The sequence below is a fragment of the Pseudomonas kielensis genome (assembly GCF_014236655.1).
GTDB lineage: Bacteria > Pseudomonadota > Gammaproteobacteria > Pseudomonadales > Pseudomonadaceae > Aquipseudomonas > Aquipseudomonas kielensis.
Genome location: NZ_JACMYG010000006.1, coordinates 264,389 through 283,060, shown reverse-complemented (window position 1 = coordinate 283,060; position 18,672 = coordinate 264,389). Strand labels below are relative to the sequence as shown.

Here is an 18,672-nt window from a genome sequence, read left to right as displayed (position 1 = left end):
AGGGTATGACCACCACTGGCGATCTTGCCGTCTACCGGGCCTTGCAGCGGTGCGCCGCCGACGCCGGCCGGGAAACCCTTGAAGGTCTCGCCGACACTTTGAGGTTCGTACTGGGCGCCGCCACAGTCTTTGTTCAAGCCTTTTTGGCAGAGAAAAGCTCGCGAAGGTGGGTCATTCAAAAAGCCATGGGCTGCCACACCGGGTGAGGCCAGCATGGCTGCCATCAATGTCATCGAGGATGTGCAACCCGCCAGTATCCCGCGGCTAGAAACAGTTAGTTTCATATTATTAGTTCCAGACTGGTTATTTATACTTACTCGCGAAGCGCCCAATATTGCGCAACGCAATCGGTTATTTCCCGAGCGCGACAACTTCAGCACCTTTTTAACCCCGCAAGAAAACGCTGGCCAAACCGCACCAAATAACAAAACTTATTTAAGCGCTGCACATCAAGTTCACAACGCTGCGGCGACCAGATTACGAGAGCGCCGCACTCTACCGATTAACTCACTGGTTCTATGTAGGATAAATCCTATACAGCATGAGAAATGTCATCGGTGCTATTTATCAGACAAGTCACGCAACTTTTTCTTACAATCGCCCAACCTTGTTCTACAGACAACGTCTGCGAAACAAACGTTGCAAACCCTGGTTTGCCCGCAAAGAGCAAGTCTGCCCCCCACTGCCTGGCTCGCCAACAGGGCCGCTATTTACAGCGTCACCCAAGGTGCCCACACGCATACAAAAACGCCCGGCATTTGCCGGGCGTTTTTTATCGGGTCACGATCACTCGTGATACTGCGCCGACAACTCGTGCACCGCACGCAGGAAGGCACCGGCGTGTTCCGGATCGACTTCCGGGGTGATGCCGTGGCCGAGGTTGAACACGTGGCCGCTGCCTTTGCCGTAGCTGGCGAGGATCCGCCCGACTTCGCTGCGAATGGCTTCAGGCTTGGCGTACAGCACGGTCGGGTCCATGTTGCCTTGCAGGGCTACCTTGCTGCCGACGCGGTCACGGGCGCTGCCGATGTCGCAGGTCCAGTCCAGGCCCAATGCATCAGCGCCACTGTCGGCGATGCTTTCCAGCCACAGGCCGCCGCTCTTGGTGAACAGGATCACCGGCACTTTACGGCCTTCGTGCTCACGGATCAGGCCGCTGACGATCTTGCGCATGTAGGCCAGGGAGAATTCCTGGTACGCCGCCGCCGAGAGGGCGCCGCCCCAGCTGTCGAAGATCTGCACCGCTTGCGCGCCGGCCATGATCTGGCCGTTGAGGTAGCTGGTGACTGTCTGTGCGAGCTTGTCCAGCAGCAGGTGCAGGGCTTGCGGGTTGTCATAGAGCATGGTTTTGGTCTTGCGGTAGTCTTTCGACGAGCCGCCTTCAACCATGTAGGTCGCCAGGGTCCATGGGCTGCCGGCAAAGCCGATCAGCGGCACGCGGCCGTTGAGCTCGCGGCGGATGGTGCTGACCGCGTCCATCACGTAGCCGAGGTCTTTGTGCGGATCAGGAATCGGCAGGGCTTCGATGTCGGCCAGGGTGCTGACGACTTTCTTGAAGCGCGGACCTTCGCCGGTTTCGAAGTACAGGCCCTGGCCCATGGCATCGGGAATGGTCAGGATGTCGGAGAACAGGATCGCCGCATCCAGCTGCGGGTAGCGATCGAGCGGCTGCATGGTGACTTCGCAAGCGAACTCCGGGTTCATGCACAGGCTCATGAAGTCGCCGGCCTTAGCGCGGCTGGCACGGTATTCAGGCAGGTAGCGACCGGCCTGACGCATCATCCACACGGGCGTGACGTCTACGGGTTGCTTGAGCAGGGCACGAAGGAAACGGTCGTTCTTCAGGGCAGTCATGTCGGCATCCGGAAAAAAAGTGCGGGCATTTTCTCAGAGCCGAGCACAAAAGGCACGGATGCAGGTCAGCCTTTTGTCTATCGGGTCAATTTGTCGCGGTTGGAACACGGTTTTCGCAACAATACAAAACACTGTGGGAGCTGGCTTGCCGGCGATGCAGACACCTCGGTTGGTCAGGTAGACCGAGGTGATGCTATCGCTGGCAAGCCAGCTCCCACAGGTATTGCAGTGCTGTTTCTAACGCAGCTTAGACGCCCAGGTAATCCAGGATCCCTTCGGCGGCATTGCGGCCTTCGAAGATCGCGGTTACCACCAGGTCGGAACCGCGCACCATGTCGCCACCGGCGAAGATCTTCGGGTTGCTGGTCTGGTGTTTGAACTTGCCTTGTTCCGGGGCCACGACGCGGCCCTGGCTGTCGGTCTGGATGTCGAACTGCTCGAACCAGGCGGCCGGGCTTGGACGGAAACCAAAAGCGATGACCACGGCGTCGGCCGGGATGATCTCTTCGGAACCCGGAATCGGCTCGGGGCTGCGACGGCCACGGGCGTCCGGCTCGCCGAGACGGGTCTCGACCACCTTCACGCCTTCGACCCGGTCTTCGCCGACAATGGCGATCGGCTGGCGGTTGTAGAGGAATTTCACCCCTTCTTCCTTGGCGTTCTTCACCTCTTTGCGCGAGCCCGGCATGTTCGCTTCGTCACGACGATAGGCACAGGTCACCGACTTGGCGCCCTGGCGAATCGAGGTGCGGTTGCAGTCCATGGCCGTGTCGCCGCCGCCCAGCACCACAACCTTCTTGCCTTTCATGTCGACGAAATCTTCCGGCGACTTTTCAAAGCCCAGGTTGCGATTGACGTTGGCAATCAGGAAGTCCAGTGCGTCGTAGACGCCCGGCAGGTCCTCGCCGGCAAAACCGCCCTTCATGTAGGTGTAGGTGCCCATGCCCATGAACACGGCATCGTATTCGGCGAGCAGTTGCTCGATGGTCACATCCTTGCCCACCTCGGTGTTGAGGCGGAACTCGATGCCCATGCCGGTGAAGACTTCGCGGCGATTGCTCAGCACGGTCTTTTCCAGCTTGAACTCGGGGATACCAAAGGTCAGCAGACCGCCGATTTCCGGGTTCTTGTCGAACACCACCGGGGTCACCCCGCCGCGCACCAGCACGTCGGCACACCCCAGGCCCGCCGGGCCCGCACCGATCACCGCGACACGTTTGCCGGTCGGCTTGACCTTGGACATGTCCGGGCGCCAGCCCATGGCGAACGCGGTGTCGGTGATGTACTTCTCCACCGAACCGATGGTCACTGCACCGAAGCCGTCGTTGAGGGTGCAGGCACCCTCGCACAGACGGTCTTGCGGGCACACCCGGCCGCAGACTTCCGGCAGGGTGTTGGTCTGGTGCGACAGCTCGGCGGCGGCGAGGATGTTGCCCTCGGCCACCAGCTTGAGCCAGTTGGGAATGAAGTTGTGCACCGGGCACTTCCATTCGCAATACGGGTTACCGCAACCCAGGCAGCGGTGGGCCTGGTCGGCCGACTGCTGGGGTTTGAACGGTTCGTAGATTTCCACGAACTCTTTCTTGCGTTGACGCAACAGTTTCTTCTTCGGATCCTTGCGCCCGACCTCGATGAACTGGAAGTCATTATTCAGACGTTCAGCCATGTTAAAACCTCATCAAACTCTTCAGGCGCATATCACTGCGGGTTGGCACGGGTGCTGGAAAGCAACGATTTCAGGTTGGCAGCCTTGGGCTTGACCAGCCAGAAACGACGCACGTAATCATCGAGGTTCTCAGCGAGTTCACGACCCCACTCGCTGTCGGTTTCCTCGACGTACTCGTTCAGCACACGCTGCAAATGGCTACGGTAGGCTTCCATCGCCTCGCCGCTGATCCGCTGGATTTCCACCAGTTCATGGTTGACCCGGTCAACGAAGGTGTTGTCCTGGTCGAGCACGTAGGCGAAACCGCCGGTCATGCCTGAACCGAAGTTGTAACCGGTCTTGCCCAGGACGCAGACGAAACCACCGGTCATGTATTCGCAGCAGTGATCGCCAGTGCCTTCGACCACGGTGTGGGCACCGGAGTTACGCACAGCAAATCGCTCGCCCGCGGTACCGGCGGCGAACAGCTTGCCGCCCGTGGCGCCGTACAGGCAGGTGTTGCCGATAATGGCGCTGTCCTGCGTCTTGTAGAGGCTGCCCTTGGGCGGAACGATCACCAGCTTGCCGCCGGTCATGCCTTTGCCGACGTAGTCGTTGGCATCGCCTTCCAGGTACATGTTCAGGCCACCGGCGTTCCACACCCCAAAGCTCTGCCCGGCAGTGCCTTTGAAGCGGAAGGTGATCGGTGCATTGGCCATGCCCTGATTACCATGCTTGCGCGCGATTTCACCGGAGATCCGTGCACCGATCGAGCGATCGCAGTTGCAGATGTCCAGGGCGAATTCGGCGCCGCTCAGGTCATTGATGGCCGAGGTGGCCAGGTCGACCATTTTCTCGGCCAGCAGGCCCTTGTCGAACGGCGGGTTGCGCTCGACCTGGCAGAACTGCGGCTTGTCTGCCGGGATGTGATCGCTGCCCAGCAACGGCGTCAGGTCCAGGTGTTGCTGCTTGGCGGTCTGGCCCTCGAGGATTTCCAGCAGGTCGGTACGCCCGATCAGCTCTTCGAGAGAGCGCACGCCCAGCTTGGCCAGCCACTCGCGGGTTTCTTCGGCGACGTAGGTGAAGAAATTCACCACCATGTCGACGGTACCGATGTAGTGATCCTTGCGCAGCTTCTCGTTCTGGGTCGCCACGCCAGTGGCGCAGTTGTTCAGGTGGCAGATGCGCAGGTATTTGCAGCCCAGGGCGATCATCGGTGCGGTGCCGAAGCCGAAGCTTTCAGCGCCGAGGATGGCCGCCTTGATCACGTCGAGGCCGGTTTTCAGGCCACCGTCGGTCTGCACCCGTACCTTGCCGCGCAGGTCGTTGCCGCGCAGGGTCTGGTGGGTTTCCGCCAGGCCCAGTTCCCACGGCGCACCGGCGTACTTGATCGAGGTCAGCGGCGAAGCACCGGTGCCGCCATCGTAGCCGGAGATGGTGATCAGGTCGGCATAGGCCTTGGCCACACCAGCGGCAATGGTGCCGACGCCCGCTTCTGCCACCAGTTTCACCGAGACCAGGGCCTTGGGGTTGACTTGCTTGAGGTCGAAAATCAGCTGCGACAAGTCTTCGATGGAATAGATGTCGTGGTGCGGCGGAGGCGAGATCAGGGTCACGCCCGGCACCGCATAACGCAGCTTGGCGATCAGGCCGTTGACCTTGCCGCCCGGCAGTTGCCCACCTTCGCCAGGCTTGGCGCCCTGGGCCACTTTGATCTGCAGCACTTCGGCGTTGACCAGGTATTCCGGGGTCACGCCAAATCGGCCAGTGGCGACCTGCTTGATTTTCGAGCTCTTGATGGTGCCGTAGCGCGCCGGGTCTTCACCACCTTCACCGGAGTTGGAACGCGCACCCAGGCGGTTCATGGCTTCGGCCAGGGCTTCGTGGGCTTCCGGCGACAGGGCACCGAGGGAGATACCGGCGGAGTCGAAGCGCTTGAGCACCGATTCCAGCGGTTCGATCTCGCTGATGTCCAGCGGCGTATCCAGGGTCTTGACCTTGAACAGGTCGCGGATCATCGACACCGGACGGTTGTCCACCAGCGCCGTGTATTCCTTGAACTTGCTGTAGTCACCCTGCTGCACAGCGGCTTGCAGGGTGTTGACCACGTCCGGGTTGTAGGCGTGATATTCGCCACCGTGGACGAACTTCAGCAGGCCGCCCTGCTGGATCGGCTTGCGCGGGCTCCAGGCTTCGGCTGCCAGGGCCTTCTGTTCGGCTTCGATGTCGACGAAACGCGCGCCTTTGATGCGGCTCGGTACGCCACGGAAGCTCAGGTCGCAGACTTCCTGGGACAGGCCGATGGCTTCGAACAACTGGGCGCCACGGTAGGACGCGATGGTGGAGATGCCCATCTTCGACAGGATCTTCAACAGGCCCTTGGTGATGCCTTTGCGGTAGTTCTTGAACACCTCATAGAGGTCGCCCAGCACTTCGCCGGTGCGGATCAGGTCACCCAGCACTTCGTAGGCCAGGAACGGATAGACCGCCGAAGCGCCGAAACCGATCAGTACCGCGAAGTGGTGCGGATCGCGCGCGGTGGCGGTCTCGACCAGGATGTTGGAGTCGCAGCGCAGGCCTTTTTCGGTCAGCCGGTGGTGCACCGCGCCGGTAGCCAGAGAAGCGTGGATCGGCAACTTGCCCGGGGCAATGTGACGGTCACTCAGCACGATCTGGGTGCGACCGGCACGCACGGCTTCTTCAGCCTGGTCGGCGACATTGCGCACCGCGGCTTCAAGGCCCATGGCCTCGTCGTAGTTGAGGTCGATGACCTGGCGCTCGAAGCCCGGGCGATCGAGGTTCATCAGCGAGCGCCACTTGGCCGGGGAAATGACCGGCGAGCTGAGGATCACGCGCGAGGCGTGTTCCGGCGACTCCTGGAAGATGTTGCGCTCGGCACCGAGGCAGATCTCCAGCGACATGACGATGGCTTCACGCAGCGGGTCGATCGGCGGGTTGGTCACCTGGGCGAACTGCTGGCGGAAATAGTCGTACGGCGTGCGCACGCGCTGGGACAGCACGGCCATCGGCGTATCGTCGCCCATGGAGCCAACGGCTTCGTAGCCCTGCTCACCCAGTGGGCGCAGCACCTGGTCACGCTCTTCGAACGTCACCTGGTACATCTTCATGTATTGCTTGAGCTGGTCGACGTCGTAGAAGGCCGAACCGTGGTCGTTGTCTTCCATGGTCGCCTGGATGCGCAGGGCATTCTTGCGCAGCCATTGCTTGTACGGATGACGAGACTTCAAGCGGTTGTCGATCGCATCGGTGTCGAGGATCTGGCCGGTCTCGGTGTCCACGGCAAAGATCTGGCCCGGGCCAACGCGGCCCTTGGCGATCACGTCTTCTGGCTGGTAGTTCCAGACGCCGATTTCCGAGGCCAGGGTGATGAAGCCGTTCTTGGTGGTCACCCAGCGCGCCGGACGCAGACCGTTACGGTCAAGCAGGCACACCGCGTAGCGACCGTCGGTCATGACCACGCCGGCCGGGCCGTCCCACGGCTCCATGTGCATCGAGTTGTACTCGTAGAATGCACGCAGGTCCGGGTCCATGGTCTCGACGTTCTGCCACGCTGGCGGAATGATCATCCGCACGCCACGGAACAGGTCGATGCCGCCGGTGACCATCAGCTCCAGCATGTTGTCCATGCTCGAGGAGTCGGAACCCACGCGATTGACCAGCGGGCCGAGCTCTTCCAGGTCCATCAGGTCGTTGCTGAACTTGGTGCGACGGGCCACGGCCCAGTTGCGGTTGCCGGTGATGGTGTTGATCTCGCCGTTGTGCGCCAGGAAGCGGAACGGTTGGGCCAGCGGCCATTTCGGCAGGGTGTTGGTGGAGAAGCGCTGGTGGAACACGCAGATCGCGGTTTGCAGGCGCTGGTCGCTCAGGTCCGGATAGAAGGCGGTGAGGTCCGCCGGCATCATCAGGCCTTTGTAAATGATGGTCTTGTGGGAAAAGCTGCAGATGTAGTGGTCGGTGTCGGCGGCGTTGGCCACGGACGAACGACGACGGGAGCTGAACAGCTTGATGGCCATGTCCTGGTCGCTCAGGCCATCACCGGCGATGAACACCTGCTCGATCTGCGGCAGGCGCTCCAGGGCCAGGCGGCCAAGGACGCTGGTATCGATCGGCACTTTGCGCCAGCCGACCAACTGCAGGCCTTCGGCGAGTATCTCGCGGTTCATGTTCTCGCGCGCGGCCTCGGCTTTAACCGGGTCCTGGTTGAAGAACACCATGCCCACCGCATATTGCTTGGGCAGTTCCACACCGAAGGTTTCCTGGGCGATTGCCCGCAGGAACACGTCCGGCTTTTGAATGAGCAGACCGCAACCGTCACCGGTCTTGCCGTCGGCGTTGATCCCACCGCGGTGGGTCATGCAGGTCAGGGCCTCGATGGCCGTTTGCAAAAGGGTATGACTGGGTTCGCCCTGCATATGGGCTATCAGGCCGAAACCGCAGTTATCCTTGAATTCATCTGGTTGGTACAGACCTGCTTTCATAGACACTTTCTCACCAGGCTGCCTCTTAACGAGGCAAATTTCTTTTCAATTCAACCAGTTACCTTCCACGCCGAACGTACGCCAGCTTTGCGGGGGCAAAAGGGAGGTCATTGTACACACCGACACAGAGGCTCACAAATTTGACGACGAAATGTCGCAAATCTATGTCGCATTTATGAAAGGTTTAAAGCGATCTACTGTGCTAGTCAAAACTTTTTTTAATTCTGACCGCAACCACTCAAAGACTACTGTGACGCAGACACCACAAGGCACGCGGCCCGAGGGCAGCATGCCTTGCAGAAATTTTGAGGTGCCGGGAGAGGCGGCCTGGGTAAGGCCGCCGAATCTTCAGCGAGCTGTTGCCAGTTCTTGTTGGACGCTGGCGACAGAGCGAGGCCAAGGTTTACCAGCCTGAACCTTCGCTGGCAAGGCCTTGATGGCGGATACGGCGGCATCGCGGTTGGCGAAGTTACCGTAGGTGATGACGTAAAGCGGCTTGCCGTTGAGGACTTTCTTGAAATAACGGTACTCGCCGCCCTGCTCCTTGACGAAGCTCTGGGCCGCGGCTTCCGAGCTGGTGCCGAGGATTTGCACCACGTAGTTACCCGGCTTCTGACCGGCGTACCAGCTGCCACCGGCTGCCGGTGCCGCCTTGGCGACAGTGGCTGGTTTCTCCACCGGTTTGGTCACCGGCGCTGGCTTGGCCACAGGCGCTGGTGCTGGCTTGGCCACCGGGGTCGGGGCCGGGGCAGGCTTGGCGGTCGCAACCTGGGTTGGCGCAGGCACTGGCTTGGCCGCTGGCGTAGGCGCAGGACCGGCTGCAACGCCGCTTGGCGGGGCAATGGTGGTCACGGTCGGCGGAACGCTGCTGGAGCCCTCTAGCGGCACGCCATCATCGCCTTCCGTGATGCCACCGGCAGCTTCAGCCAAGGGGCCGCGCATCACCGGCTGCGACTGGCCGACCAACGGCAGGGGCATTGGCTGGGTATTGCCAGCGAATTCGACCGACGGCGCACCGCCATTGGCACCCTGACCCAGGGGCAGTTGCGCCTGTTCGTTGGCAGGTGCCCCGGTGGTTGGTGTCTTGTTGCGACCTGGCAGCAACCAGGCGGCAGCCACCGCGACCAAGACTACGGCGGATATCGCCAATACGTGTTTCTTCGGCATGTTGAACCCCATACTTGGACGCTTGACCGCGGAGCGGCTAGCAATCATGGCTTCGATCATCGCATCGCGGGCAACCTGGTTGATGTTTCCAGGCCAGCCGTCGGAGCTTTCGTGAATCTCAGAGATCTGATTAGCGGTAAAAAGTTCGATTCCCCGGCCCGCCCCTTCAAGACGCTGGGCCAGGTATTCGCGGGTTTCTTCTTCCGCGTAGGGCTGCAGTTCGATCACGTGGAAGCGCTCTTCCTCGGTGCTCAACTGCTCAAGCCCGGCGATCAGCGAAGGCTCGCCAAACAGGAACACATGCGGACGGCCTTCCGGGGCGCCAGCAGCCAGGGCCAGCAAGGCCTCAAGCGCCGATTCGTCGAGCTGCTCGGCGTCATCCACCAGCAGATAGACTTCCTGGCCAGTCAGCGCCAGTTGCACCACTTGCTTGAGGATCGCACCGACTTCCGCCTGGGCGACGTCCAGGGACTGGGCGACCTGACGCAGCACACCCGCCGCGTCGCCGGCACCACGGGCGGAAACCACCACGCTCTGCACCGACTGCTTGTTGGTGCTGGCCACGAGCGCCTGACGCAACAGGGTCTTGCCACTGCCCAGCGGGCCAGTGACCACCAGCAACAACTGGCTGTAGCGGGCCAGGTGATGCAGTTGCCCCAGCACCGGCTTGCGCTGGGCAGGGAAAAACTTGAAGCCAGGCACCCGCGGAGCAAAAGGGTCGTGGTTCAACTGGTAGTGGCCTAGGAACGCCTCGTCGGCATGCAAACTGGTCATTGTGATCTTATTAACCTTTCAGCTGAGCCAGGGCGCGGTAATCCGCTCCCAGCGTTGCCTGTAAAATCTCTTTCGGATAATCGTCGGTCACGACTGCCTCGCCCATGCGGCGCAACAGCACCAGGCGCAGGCGCCCGTCGATTACTTTCTTGTCGATTGCCATGTGCTCGAGAAAATCGGCTTCGCTCATCTCTGGCGGCGGAACCACCGGCAACCCGGCGCGCAGGAACAGGGCAATGCCACGGTCACGCTCCTCGGGAGTGATCCAGCCCAGGCGCGAGGACATTTCCAGGGCCATTACGGTGCCAGCAGCGACTGCCTCACCATGGAGCCACACACCATAGCCCATGTGGGTTTCGATGGCGTGACCGAAGGTGTGCCCCAGGTTGAGAGTGGCGCGCACGCCGGTCTCTCGCTCGTCGGCACCGACCACCGCAGCCTTGGCTGCGCAGGAGCGCGCGATCGCATAGGTCAGGGCCTCCTGGTCCAGGGCCCGCAGCCGGTCAACGTTTTCTTCAAGCCAGGAGAGGAACGGCTCGTCGCAGATCAAGCCGTACTTGATGACTTCGGCCAGGCCCGCGGACAGCTCGCGCGCCGGCAGAGTATTGAGGGTGGCGGTATCGATCAGCACCACATTGGGCTGATAGAAGGCGCCGACCATGTTCTTGCCCAGCGGATGGTTGATACCGGTCTTGCCGCCCACCGAGGAGTCGACTTGCGACAACAGGGTGGTCGGTATCTGGATGAAGTCCACGCCACGCTGGTAACAGGCGGCAGCGAACCCGGCCATGTCGCCAATCACTCCGCCGCCCAAGGCGATCACGGTGGTGCGGCGGTCATGGCGCGCAGTCAGCAGGCCGTCAAAAATGCTTTGCAGGGTTTCCCAGTTCTTGAAGGCTTCGCCGTCGGGCAGCACCACGGAAATTACCGAGAACTGGGCCAGGCTGCGAGTCAGGCGCTCCAGGTACAGCGGGGCAACGGTCTCGTTGGAGATGATTGCCACCTGCCGTCCGGCGATGTGCGGCGCCAGCAACTCGGGCTGATCCAGCAACCCTTCGCCAATATGGATCGGGTAGCTACGCTCGCCTAGATCAACCTTAAGTGTCTGCATGTGTCCCCACAGTAAGTTGGAATCAGGCGTCCTGCCTTATGTTATCGACTGGCCACGTCTGCCTGTGTGACGTGGCGCGCTAGCCATGCGCCACACCTGACGGCCGCCATGGCGCGACGCCGAGGATAGCGCATTTCGCCCTGCGTATTAACGGGGAGGTAGCTGCTGCAAGCGTTCCAGAATATCCAGCACCACCATCCGCGGTGGCCGCTCATCGGTTTGCACCACCAGGTCGGCGATTTCCCGATACAGCGGGTCGCGCAGGGCCAGCAAGTCACGCAGGGTTTTTTCCGGATCAGCGGTACGCAGCAAGGGACGATTGCGGTCGCGCGCGGTGCGCCCGACCTGCTGCTCGACCGAGGCGTGCAAATAGACGACGCGACCGCCGGCGTGCAGTGCCCGACGATTGGCTTCGCGCATGACCGCGCCACCGCCGGTCGCCAGCACCACGCCATCGAGCTCGCAGAGTTCGGCGATCATCGCCTGCTCGCGGTCACGAAAGCCGGGCTCGCCTTCCTTATCGAAGATCCACGGGATATTGGCGCCGGTGCGCAATTCAATTTCCTTATCGGAATCCTTGAACGGCAGACGCAGCTCTTTGGCCAACAAGCGGCCGATGGTGCTTTTACCCGCACCCATTGGCCCAACAAGAATCAAATTTCGCACAGAATCAATGACTCACAGCAATCGCCTGGTTATTCATGATACGCGGAGTGAGAAATACCAGCAGCTCGGATTTTTTCTCCGACACCACGTCACGCCGGAAAAGGCGGCCAAGATACGGCACATCACCAAGAAATGGCACTTTATCTACAACCTTGCTTTGAGTATTTGAGAAAACCCCACCTATCACGATGGTTTCGCCATCGACCACCAACACCTTGGCATTGACCTCGTTTTTCTTGATCGGCGGCACATCCTGCACCTTGTTCAAGTAATCGGGCTCGTCCTTGGTGACCTTGACCTCCATGATGATGCGGTTGTCCGGGGTGATCTGCGGCGTCACCTCCAGCGACAACGAAGCCTCCTTGAACGACACCGAAGTGGCGCCGCTGGAACTGGCCTCCTGATAGGGGATTTCGGTGCCCTTGAGGATCTTCGCGGTCTCCTTGTCGGCAGTCACCACCTTGGGTTGCGAGACGACTTCGCCGTTGCCGGTCTTTTCCATGGCTGACAGCTCAAGGTCGAGCAACAGGTTGTCGGTAATGAAGGCAATGCCAAGTCCCGAGGTAGCCCCCACCGCCCCCATATCGACGAATGGCGCGCTGCCGGAGCCGAGCAGAGCCGCTTCATTGCCGCCAACCCCGGAGGCACTCCAGTTGCCCCTCCTCATCGCACCACCCCAGCGCACGCCCAGGCTCTTGTCGTAATCGACATTGGCCTCGACGATCCGCGCCTCGATCATCACCTGGCGTACCGGCACATCCAGCTGCGTGACGATCCGACGCAGTTCGTCCAGTCGATCCTGGGTCTGGAAGGCGATGAGGTGGTTGGTCCGCTCATCCACCGTCAGCGTGCCTCGCTCGTCGGGCCGGTCCTGGGCATTGGTGACTGACTGGAACAGCCGGGCTATGTCAGCGGCCTTGGCGTAGTTGACCTGCAACAGCTCACGCCGCAGCGGGGCGAGCTCGGCCAGTTGCCGCTGCGACTCCAGCGTCTGACGCTCACGGGCGGCAATTTCCTGTGCCGGGGCGATCAGCAGGACGTTGCCGACCCGACGCTGGTCCAGGCCCTTGGTCTTGAGTACCAGGTCCAGCGCCTGGTCCCAGGGCACGTTATCCAGGCGCAGCGTGATGCTGCCCTGCACCGAGTCGCTGGCCACCAGGTTGAGGCCAGTGAAGTCGGCGATCAGTTGCAGTACCGAACGCACTTCGATGTCCTGGAAATTCAACGACAGCCTTTCACCGCCATAGGCAAGACCCTCGGTGTGCTGATCGCCCGGCGGCGCGACAAGATCCAGCGCCCTGGAATTGGCCTGCAACCCCGGTGACAGCAGCGCCATCCAAAGCACCACACCGAGGGTCGAAAAAATCCTGTACATGGTTAGAGCTCCACTAGGAGTGCGCGTTCAAGGAAAGGCTGCGCGGTCGTTCCAGCCAGGCACCCTGGCCATCGGGCACCAACTCGACCACCTCGACCCGGGTCTCGCTGACGGACACCACCCGACCCTCGTTGCGCCCCAGGTAGTCACCCACCTTGAGCCGATGCACCGCACCCGCACCGCGCAGCAAGGCATACGCTCCCGAGGCACTGACCATGGTGCCGACCATTTCAAACTGCTCGATGCTGAAGCGTTCGAGGTACTGGCGGGGTCGTTGCCGATCCGGCTCACCCCTTGGTTCGCCCCGCACCAGCCCCTCTTCGCCCGCCGCAACCTGCGCCGAGAACGGACTGCGCAGCGACGCCGCGCCGTAACTGAACACTGGGTACGACGCCGACGTCGGCATGGTTTCCAGAGGACTGGGGGAGTAAAGGCGCACGTCGTCCATGAAGCTGTCCAGGTCACTGAAATCGCGCTCGCCGCCACAGCCAGCCAGGCCACCCAACAACAACGCCGAGCACCAGCAACGTGCCGCGCTCAAGGTTGCTGCCCCTTGTCGGCGGAGCGATAGGTTCTTGCCAGAAGATTCATGCGCAGCGTCGGCCCCTCGCTCGAATCCAGCGGGCGAATGCTGAAGTCGTGCAGGGTGACGATGCGCGGCAAGGCCGAGACAGCGCTGACGAACGTCGCCAGGTCATGGTAGGACCCCGTCGCGCGGATCTGGATAGGCAGCTCGATGTAGAACGGCTGATCGACCTCAGGCAACAGCTTGATCTCTTCGAACTCCAGACCACTGCCCAAGCCAGTGCGACTGATGTCCTCCAGCAACCCCGGCACTTCACTGTCGCCGGGCAGTTGTCGCAACAGCGTGGCGAAGTCGCTTTCCATAGCCCTCATCTGTTCGAGGTGAGCCTGCAAATGGGCTGCCTGATGCGCCTTGCTCACAAAGACCTGCTTCAGCTCGGCCTCCCCGGCACGGGCAAATACCAGGCGCGCCTGCAGTTCACGCAGGTGAAAGCTGTACCCCAGGACCAGCACCACCACCATCACCAGCACGCCCAGCAGGGTTTTACCCAGCACCGGCCAGGCCGCCACGTTGTGCATGTCCAGGCTATCGAGACTCGACCAAGACAACCGCCTCATGCCTGCGCGCCCGCTTGCGCCTGGGCCACGGTCAAGCGGAAAACACTGGCCGAGCCTTCGTCGCCAGCGCTTTGCGCCTTGACCTCCTCCAGCACAGGAACAGCCAGGTCGCCCGCGGCCGCAAGGCGACGCAGGAGCCGCGAAACCTGGTGATTGGACTCGGCCACACCGCTGATCGACAGCGTTTTGCCGCGCCTCCCCAACTCGGTGAAATACACACCATCGGGCAGCACGCGGGCCAATTGATCGAAGAGCCTGACGCTGGCCGATCGATTGCCTTGCAGGCCCTGAATGATCTGCAGCCGCGCCAGCAACTGCTCGCGCCGGGCTTGCAGATCGTTGATCTGGCCGACCTGCTCATCCAGGTTGGCGATCAGGGTAGCGAGGTAGGCGTTGCGCGAGGTTTGCTGCTCGGTGGCGCGGTCAAGAACACGCTCGCCCAGCGCGATGAAGCAGGTCCCAACCACGGCGATCCCGACCAGTAGACACAAGAAATGTTGGTGCCGCGCCGCACGCTGCCTATCACGCCATGGCAGAAGATTGATCCCAGCCATCAGTCAAAGCTCCTTAACGCCAGACCGCAGGCGATCAGCAACCCGGGCGCGTTGTGGGCCAGCGCCGTAGCATCGACCGCACTGCCCAGCGTCATGCCGGCAAAAGGGTTGGCCACGCGGGTCGGGATGCCCAGGTGCTGTTCGAGCAGGCGATCCAGCCCGGCCACCGCACAGGCCTCTGCGGCCAGCAGGATATGCTCGACTGCGCTGTGCTGGCCCAGGGCGAAAAACGCCTGCAATGCGTGCGATAGCTGGTGCGCCAATGCCTGCGCATCGGGAAGCAGGTCCTGCCCGTCCGGCTGCGTCGCCCATCCTGCCGGCTCGAATTCGACCCCGTAGCTCGGCTCACTGACCTGGCTCAGTGGGTGCGCACCCGGCAGCAGCTCGCGGGCGTACAGGATCTGGCCATCGCCTATCACGCTGACTGTCGACAGTCCGTTGCCAATCTCGACCAGCGCCACCAACGACAGTCCCCGGACACCGCCCAGTTGCGCTGCCAGCCGATCCACGCAACGCGCCAGCGCATGCGCCTGGACATCCACCACCCGCGCCGTCAGCCCGGCCAGTTCCAACACGGCCTCAAGCAGCTCGACATGGTCCTTGCGACAGGCCGCCAACAACACCTCGACCTGCCCCGGATTGTGCCGCGAGATTCCCTGGATCTGAAAATCCAGGGCCACGTCACCGAGGGGATAGGGGATGTACTGGTCCGCGTCCAGCTTTAGTTCGATTTCCAGGTCATCGCTGGACATGCCCGCTGGCATTTCCAGGGTCTTGGTGATGACCGTCGATCCGCAAACTGCCACCGCAACATTGCGTACCCGGGTCCCGGCTTTCAGCCACGCGCGGGCCAATGCCTGCCCCACGACCTCCACCTGGACAATGGCGGACTCGACCACCGCGTTCGCCGGCAACGCCTCTATTGCGTAGGCCTCGAGCCGATAACACGTGCCTGAGCGGCTCAATTCGACCAGCCTGACCGAGGTGGCGCCGATATCGATACCCAAGAGTGTGCTAGGTTTTTTCCTGAAGAGTCGTGACACAGTCAATTCCTTATGACTTTCCGTGAGTTACGCGTGCTTTGCCGGCCTTGCAGGCAATCGCCGCGTCTTGACAGCGCGGCCAAATGCGCTTTGAGCGGAAAAATGCTTATAATGCCCAGCGTTTTTTTCCGCTTTCTCCAAGCGCAGGCCGCTCCTTGTTTTCCCTGACTGCCCTGACGCCAAATTCATTCTTTGCCCTGGATATCCAAAAGCCTTGATTCGTCTGCTGAAATTTTTCGGGTGGTCCATCGTCGCTGTTTTCTGCGGACTGCTGCTGGGTCTGAGCGGGGCGTTTCTCTACCTTAGCCCGGGACTGCCGTCGGTGGAGGCACTGCGAAGTATCCAGTTGCAGATTCCTCTGCGGGTCTACAGCAGCGACGACAAATTGATCGCCGAATTCGGCGAAATGCGCCGCAATCCCATACGTTTCGCCGACATTCCGCCCAACTTCATCAATGCGTTACTAAGTGCTGAAGACGACAACTTCGCCAACCACTACGGCGTCGACCCGAGCAGCCTGATGCGTGCCGCCACCCAGTTGGTAAAAAGCGGACACATCCAGTCCGGCGGCAGCACCATCACCATGCAGGTGGCAAAGAACTTCTTCCTGACCAGCGAACGCAGCTTCTCGCGCAAGACCACCGAGATCCTCCTGGCCCTGCAGATCGAGCGCCAGTTGACCAAGGACGAAATCCTCGAGCTCTACGTCAACAAGATCTACCTGGGTAACCGCGCCTACGGCATCGAGGCGGCGGCACAGGTGTATTACGGCAAGTCGATCCGCGACGTCAGCCTGGCGCAGATGGCGATGATTGCCGGCCTGCCCAAGGCCCCTTCGCGCTTCAACCCGCTGGCCAACCCGGCGCGCAGCAAGGAACGTCGCGACTGGATCCTGGGGCGCATGTACAAGCTCGGCAAAATCGACGAGGCGGCGTATCAAGCGGCGGTCAATGAGCCGTTGAATGCCAGCTACCACGTGCCGACTCCGGAAGTGAACGCCCCCTACATCGCCGAAATGGCCCGCGCCGAAATGGTCGGGCGCTATGGCAGCGACGCCTACACCGAAGGCTTCCGCGTCACTACGACCGTGCCGAGCAACCTTCAGGAAATGGCCAACACGGCTGTACATGAAGGCCTGATCACCTACGACCAGCGTCACGGCTACCGCGGCCCCGAATCCCGCCTGCCCGGCAAGACGCCCGACGCCTGGGCCAGCGAACTGACCAAGCAGCGCACCATCAGCGGCCTTGAGCCGGCCATCGTGACCGAGGTCGACAAGAATGGCCTGCAGGTCCTGACCCGCACCGGCGCAGAGCACGTGGCCTGGGACAGCATGAAATGGGCCCGGCCATTCCTCAACACCAACAGCATGGGGCCTAATCCGCGCCAGCCGTCCGATGTGGCCCAGGTCGGCGACCTGATCCGCGTCCAGCGCCAGCCCGACAACAGCCTGCACTTCAAACAGATTCCGGTCGCCCAGGGCGCACTGGTGTCGCTGGACCCGCAAAACGGCGCGATCCGCGCCCTGGTCGGCGGCTTCGCCTTCGAGCAGAGCAACTACAACCGCGCCATGCAGGCCAAGCGCCAGCCGGGCTCGAGCTTCAAGCCGTTCGTCTACAGTGCCGCGCTGGATAGCGGCTACACCGCAGCGACTTTGGTCAACGATGCGCCGATCGTGTTCGTCGATGAGTACCTGGACAAGGTCTGGCGTCCGAAGAACGACACCAATACCTTCCTCGGCCCGATCCGCATGCGCGAAGCCCTGTACAAGTCGCGTAACCTGGTCTCGATCCGCCTGCTGCAAGCGATGGGCGTCAGCAAGACCATCGACTACATCAGCCGCTTCGGCTTCAACAAGCAGGATCTGCCGCCGAACCTGTCGCTGGCGCTGGGCACCGCGACCCTGACGCCAATGGAGATCGCCACCGGCTGGAGCACGTTCGCCAACGGCGGCTACAAGATCACCCCGTACATCATCGAGAAGATCGAAAGCCGTAATGGCGACACGCTGTTCGTCGCCAACCCGCCGAGCGTGCCCAAGGGCGACGTCGCCAGCAATGGCATCGCCGCGCCCACCGGTGAGAGCTTTACCGTCAACGCCGTGCCAGGCGAAGCGCCGACCGCGCCAGCACCCGAGCAGGCACCGGCGATCGCGGAACGCATCGTCGACCCGCGCACCACCTACATCCTCAACAGCATGCTGGAAGACGTGATCAAGCGCGGCACCGGGCGTCGTGCGCTGGCGCTGGGCCGCAGCGACCTCGCCGGCAAGACCGGGACCACCAACGAGTCCAAGGACGCCTGGTTCTCCGGCTACAACGCCGACTACGTGACCACCGTCTGGACCGGCTTCGACCAACCGGAAAGCCTCGGCCGTCGCGAGTTCGGCGGTACTGTCGCGCTGCCGATCTGGATGAGCTTCATGGGCGCCGCTCTCAAGGACAAGCCGCCGCACACCCAACCAGAGCCTGAGGGCATCCTCAGCCTGCGGGTAGACCCGGTCAGCGGTCGCGCCGCCTCCCCAGGCACACCAGGCGCCTACTTCGAGCTGTTCAAGGCCGAAGACACGCCGCCGACCGGCAGCGAGCTGGGCAACGGCAGCGCGCCGGGCAGCCCGCTGCCGGCAGACGAAGTGGCGCCGATCGATCTGTTCTGATGCCACCCCCCTGAAAAAGCCCCGCCCTGGACACAAGCGCGGGGCTTTTTTTGCGCCGACTCCTACCGCGCGCCAGCACTGGCGCAGGACTCGAGGGACTCTGCGCTGCGGCGCTCCCGAGAAGCCCGCCCCCACAACGAAAAAAGCCCCGACTCGCAGGAGCCGGGGCTTTTTTGTTGAAGCGC

Annotated in this window: 12 protein-coding genes and 1 pseudogene; 1 reads left to right on the top strand and 12 read right to left on the bottom strand. The window is 62.0% G+C overall.

Annotation, left to right across the window (positions count from 1 at the left end; translation table 11 throughout):
- The 12 genes and pseudogenes from H7995_RS28455 to pilM all read right to left on the bottom strand — a co-directional run.
- Window positions 1–284, bottom strand: a 284-nt coding sequence (locus H7995_RS28455; RefSeq protein ID WP_244647676.1) for a lytic polysaccharide monooxygenase, incomplete at its 3' end; no start/stop codon positions are given.
- A 502-nt stretch (window positions 285–786) separates the two neighbouring features.
- Complete coding sequence (gene hemE / locus H7995_RS08850) at window positions 787–1,854, bottom strand: uroporphyrinogen decarboxylase (protein WP_166592084.1); 1,068 nt, start codon at window positions 1,852–1,854, stop codon at window positions 787–789.
- A 247-nt stretch (window positions 1,855–2,101) separates the two neighbouring features.
- Window positions 2,102–3,520 carry an FAD-dependent oxidoreductase gene (locus tag H7995_RS08845; protein ID WP_166592083.1) on the bottom strand — a complete coding sequence of 473 codons (1,419 nt, stop codon included), beginning with the start codon at window positions 3,518–3,520 and terminating at the stop codon, window positions 2,102–2,104.
- Window positions 3,521–3,552: 32 nt separating this feature from the next.
- Entirely contained in the window at window positions 3,553–7,998 is a 4,446-nt protein-coding gene (gene gltB / locus H7995_RS08840; RefSeq protein WP_166592082.1) for a glutamate synthase large subunit, read from the bottom strand.
- Between the two features lie 348 nt (window positions 7,999–8,346).
- The gene (locus H7995_RS08835; protein ID WP_185818245.1) at window positions 8,347–9,939 is read right to left on the bottom strand and encodes an SPOR domain-containing protein; all 1,593 of its coding nucleotides are present in this window, start codon (window positions 9,937–9,939) and stop codon (window positions 8,347–8,349) included.
- Between the two features lie 10 nt (window positions 9,940–9,949).
- The gene (gene aroB / locus H7995_RS08830; protein WP_166592080.1) at window positions 9,950–11,050 is read right to left on the bottom strand and encodes a 3-dehydroquinate synthase; all 1,101 of its coding nucleotides are present in this window, start codon (window positions 11,048–11,050) and stop codon (window positions 9,950–9,952) included.
- A 147-nt stretch (window positions 11,051–11,197) separates the two neighbouring features.
- Window positions 11,198–11,716, bottom strand: a complete 519-nt coding sequence (aroK, locus tag H7995_RS08825; RefSeq protein ID WP_166592079.1) for a shikimate kinase AroK — start codon at window positions 11,714–11,716, stop codon at window positions 11,198–11,200.
- 4 nt (window positions 11,717–11,720) lie between these two features.
- A pseudogene (locus H7995_RS08820) lies at window positions 11,721–12,965 on the bottom strand (type IV pilus secretin PilQ); the annotation flags it as partial.
- Window positions 12,966–13,104: 139 nt separating this feature from the next.
- Window positions 13,105–13,632, bottom strand: coding sequence for a pilus assembly protein PilP (locus H7995_RS08815; RefSeq protein ID WP_232534576.1), 528 nt, complete (start codon window positions 13,630–13,632; stop codon window positions 13,105–13,107).
- Complete coding sequence (locus tag H7995_RS08810; protein ID WP_166592077.1) at window positions 13,629–14,234, bottom strand: type IV pilus inner membrane component PilO; 606 nt, start codon at window positions 14,232–14,234, stop codon at window positions 13,629–13,631. The genes H7995_RS08815 and H7995_RS08810 overlap by 4 nt, the downstream gene beginning before the upstream one ends.
- On the bottom strand, window positions 14,231–14,788 hold the full coding sequence (locus H7995_RS08805; protein ID WP_166592076.1) for a PilN domain-containing protein: 558 nt from the start codon (window positions 14,786–14,788) through the stop codon (window positions 14,231–14,233). The genes H7995_RS08810 and H7995_RS08805 overlap by 4 nt, the downstream gene beginning before the upstream one ends.
- Complete coding sequence (gene pilM, locus H7995_RS08800; RefSeq protein WP_185818244.1) at window positions 14,788–15,831, bottom strand: type IV pilus assembly protein PilM; 1,044 nt, start codon at window positions 15,829–15,831, stop codon at window positions 14,788–14,790. The genes H7995_RS08805 and pilM overlap by 1 nt, the downstream gene beginning before the upstream one ends.
- Before the next feature lie 217 nt (window positions 15,832–16,048).
- Here pilM and H7995_RS08795 point away from each other — a divergent pair, with 217 nt between their 5' ends.
- Window positions 16,049–18,487: a penicillin-binding protein 1A gene (locus tag H7995_RS08795; RefSeq protein WP_409258943.1), complete on the top strand. Its 2,439-nt coding sequence runs from the start codon at window positions 16,049–16,051 to the stop codon at window positions 18,485–18,487.
- The last annotated feature ends 185 nt before the right edge of the window (window positions 18,488–18,672 follow it).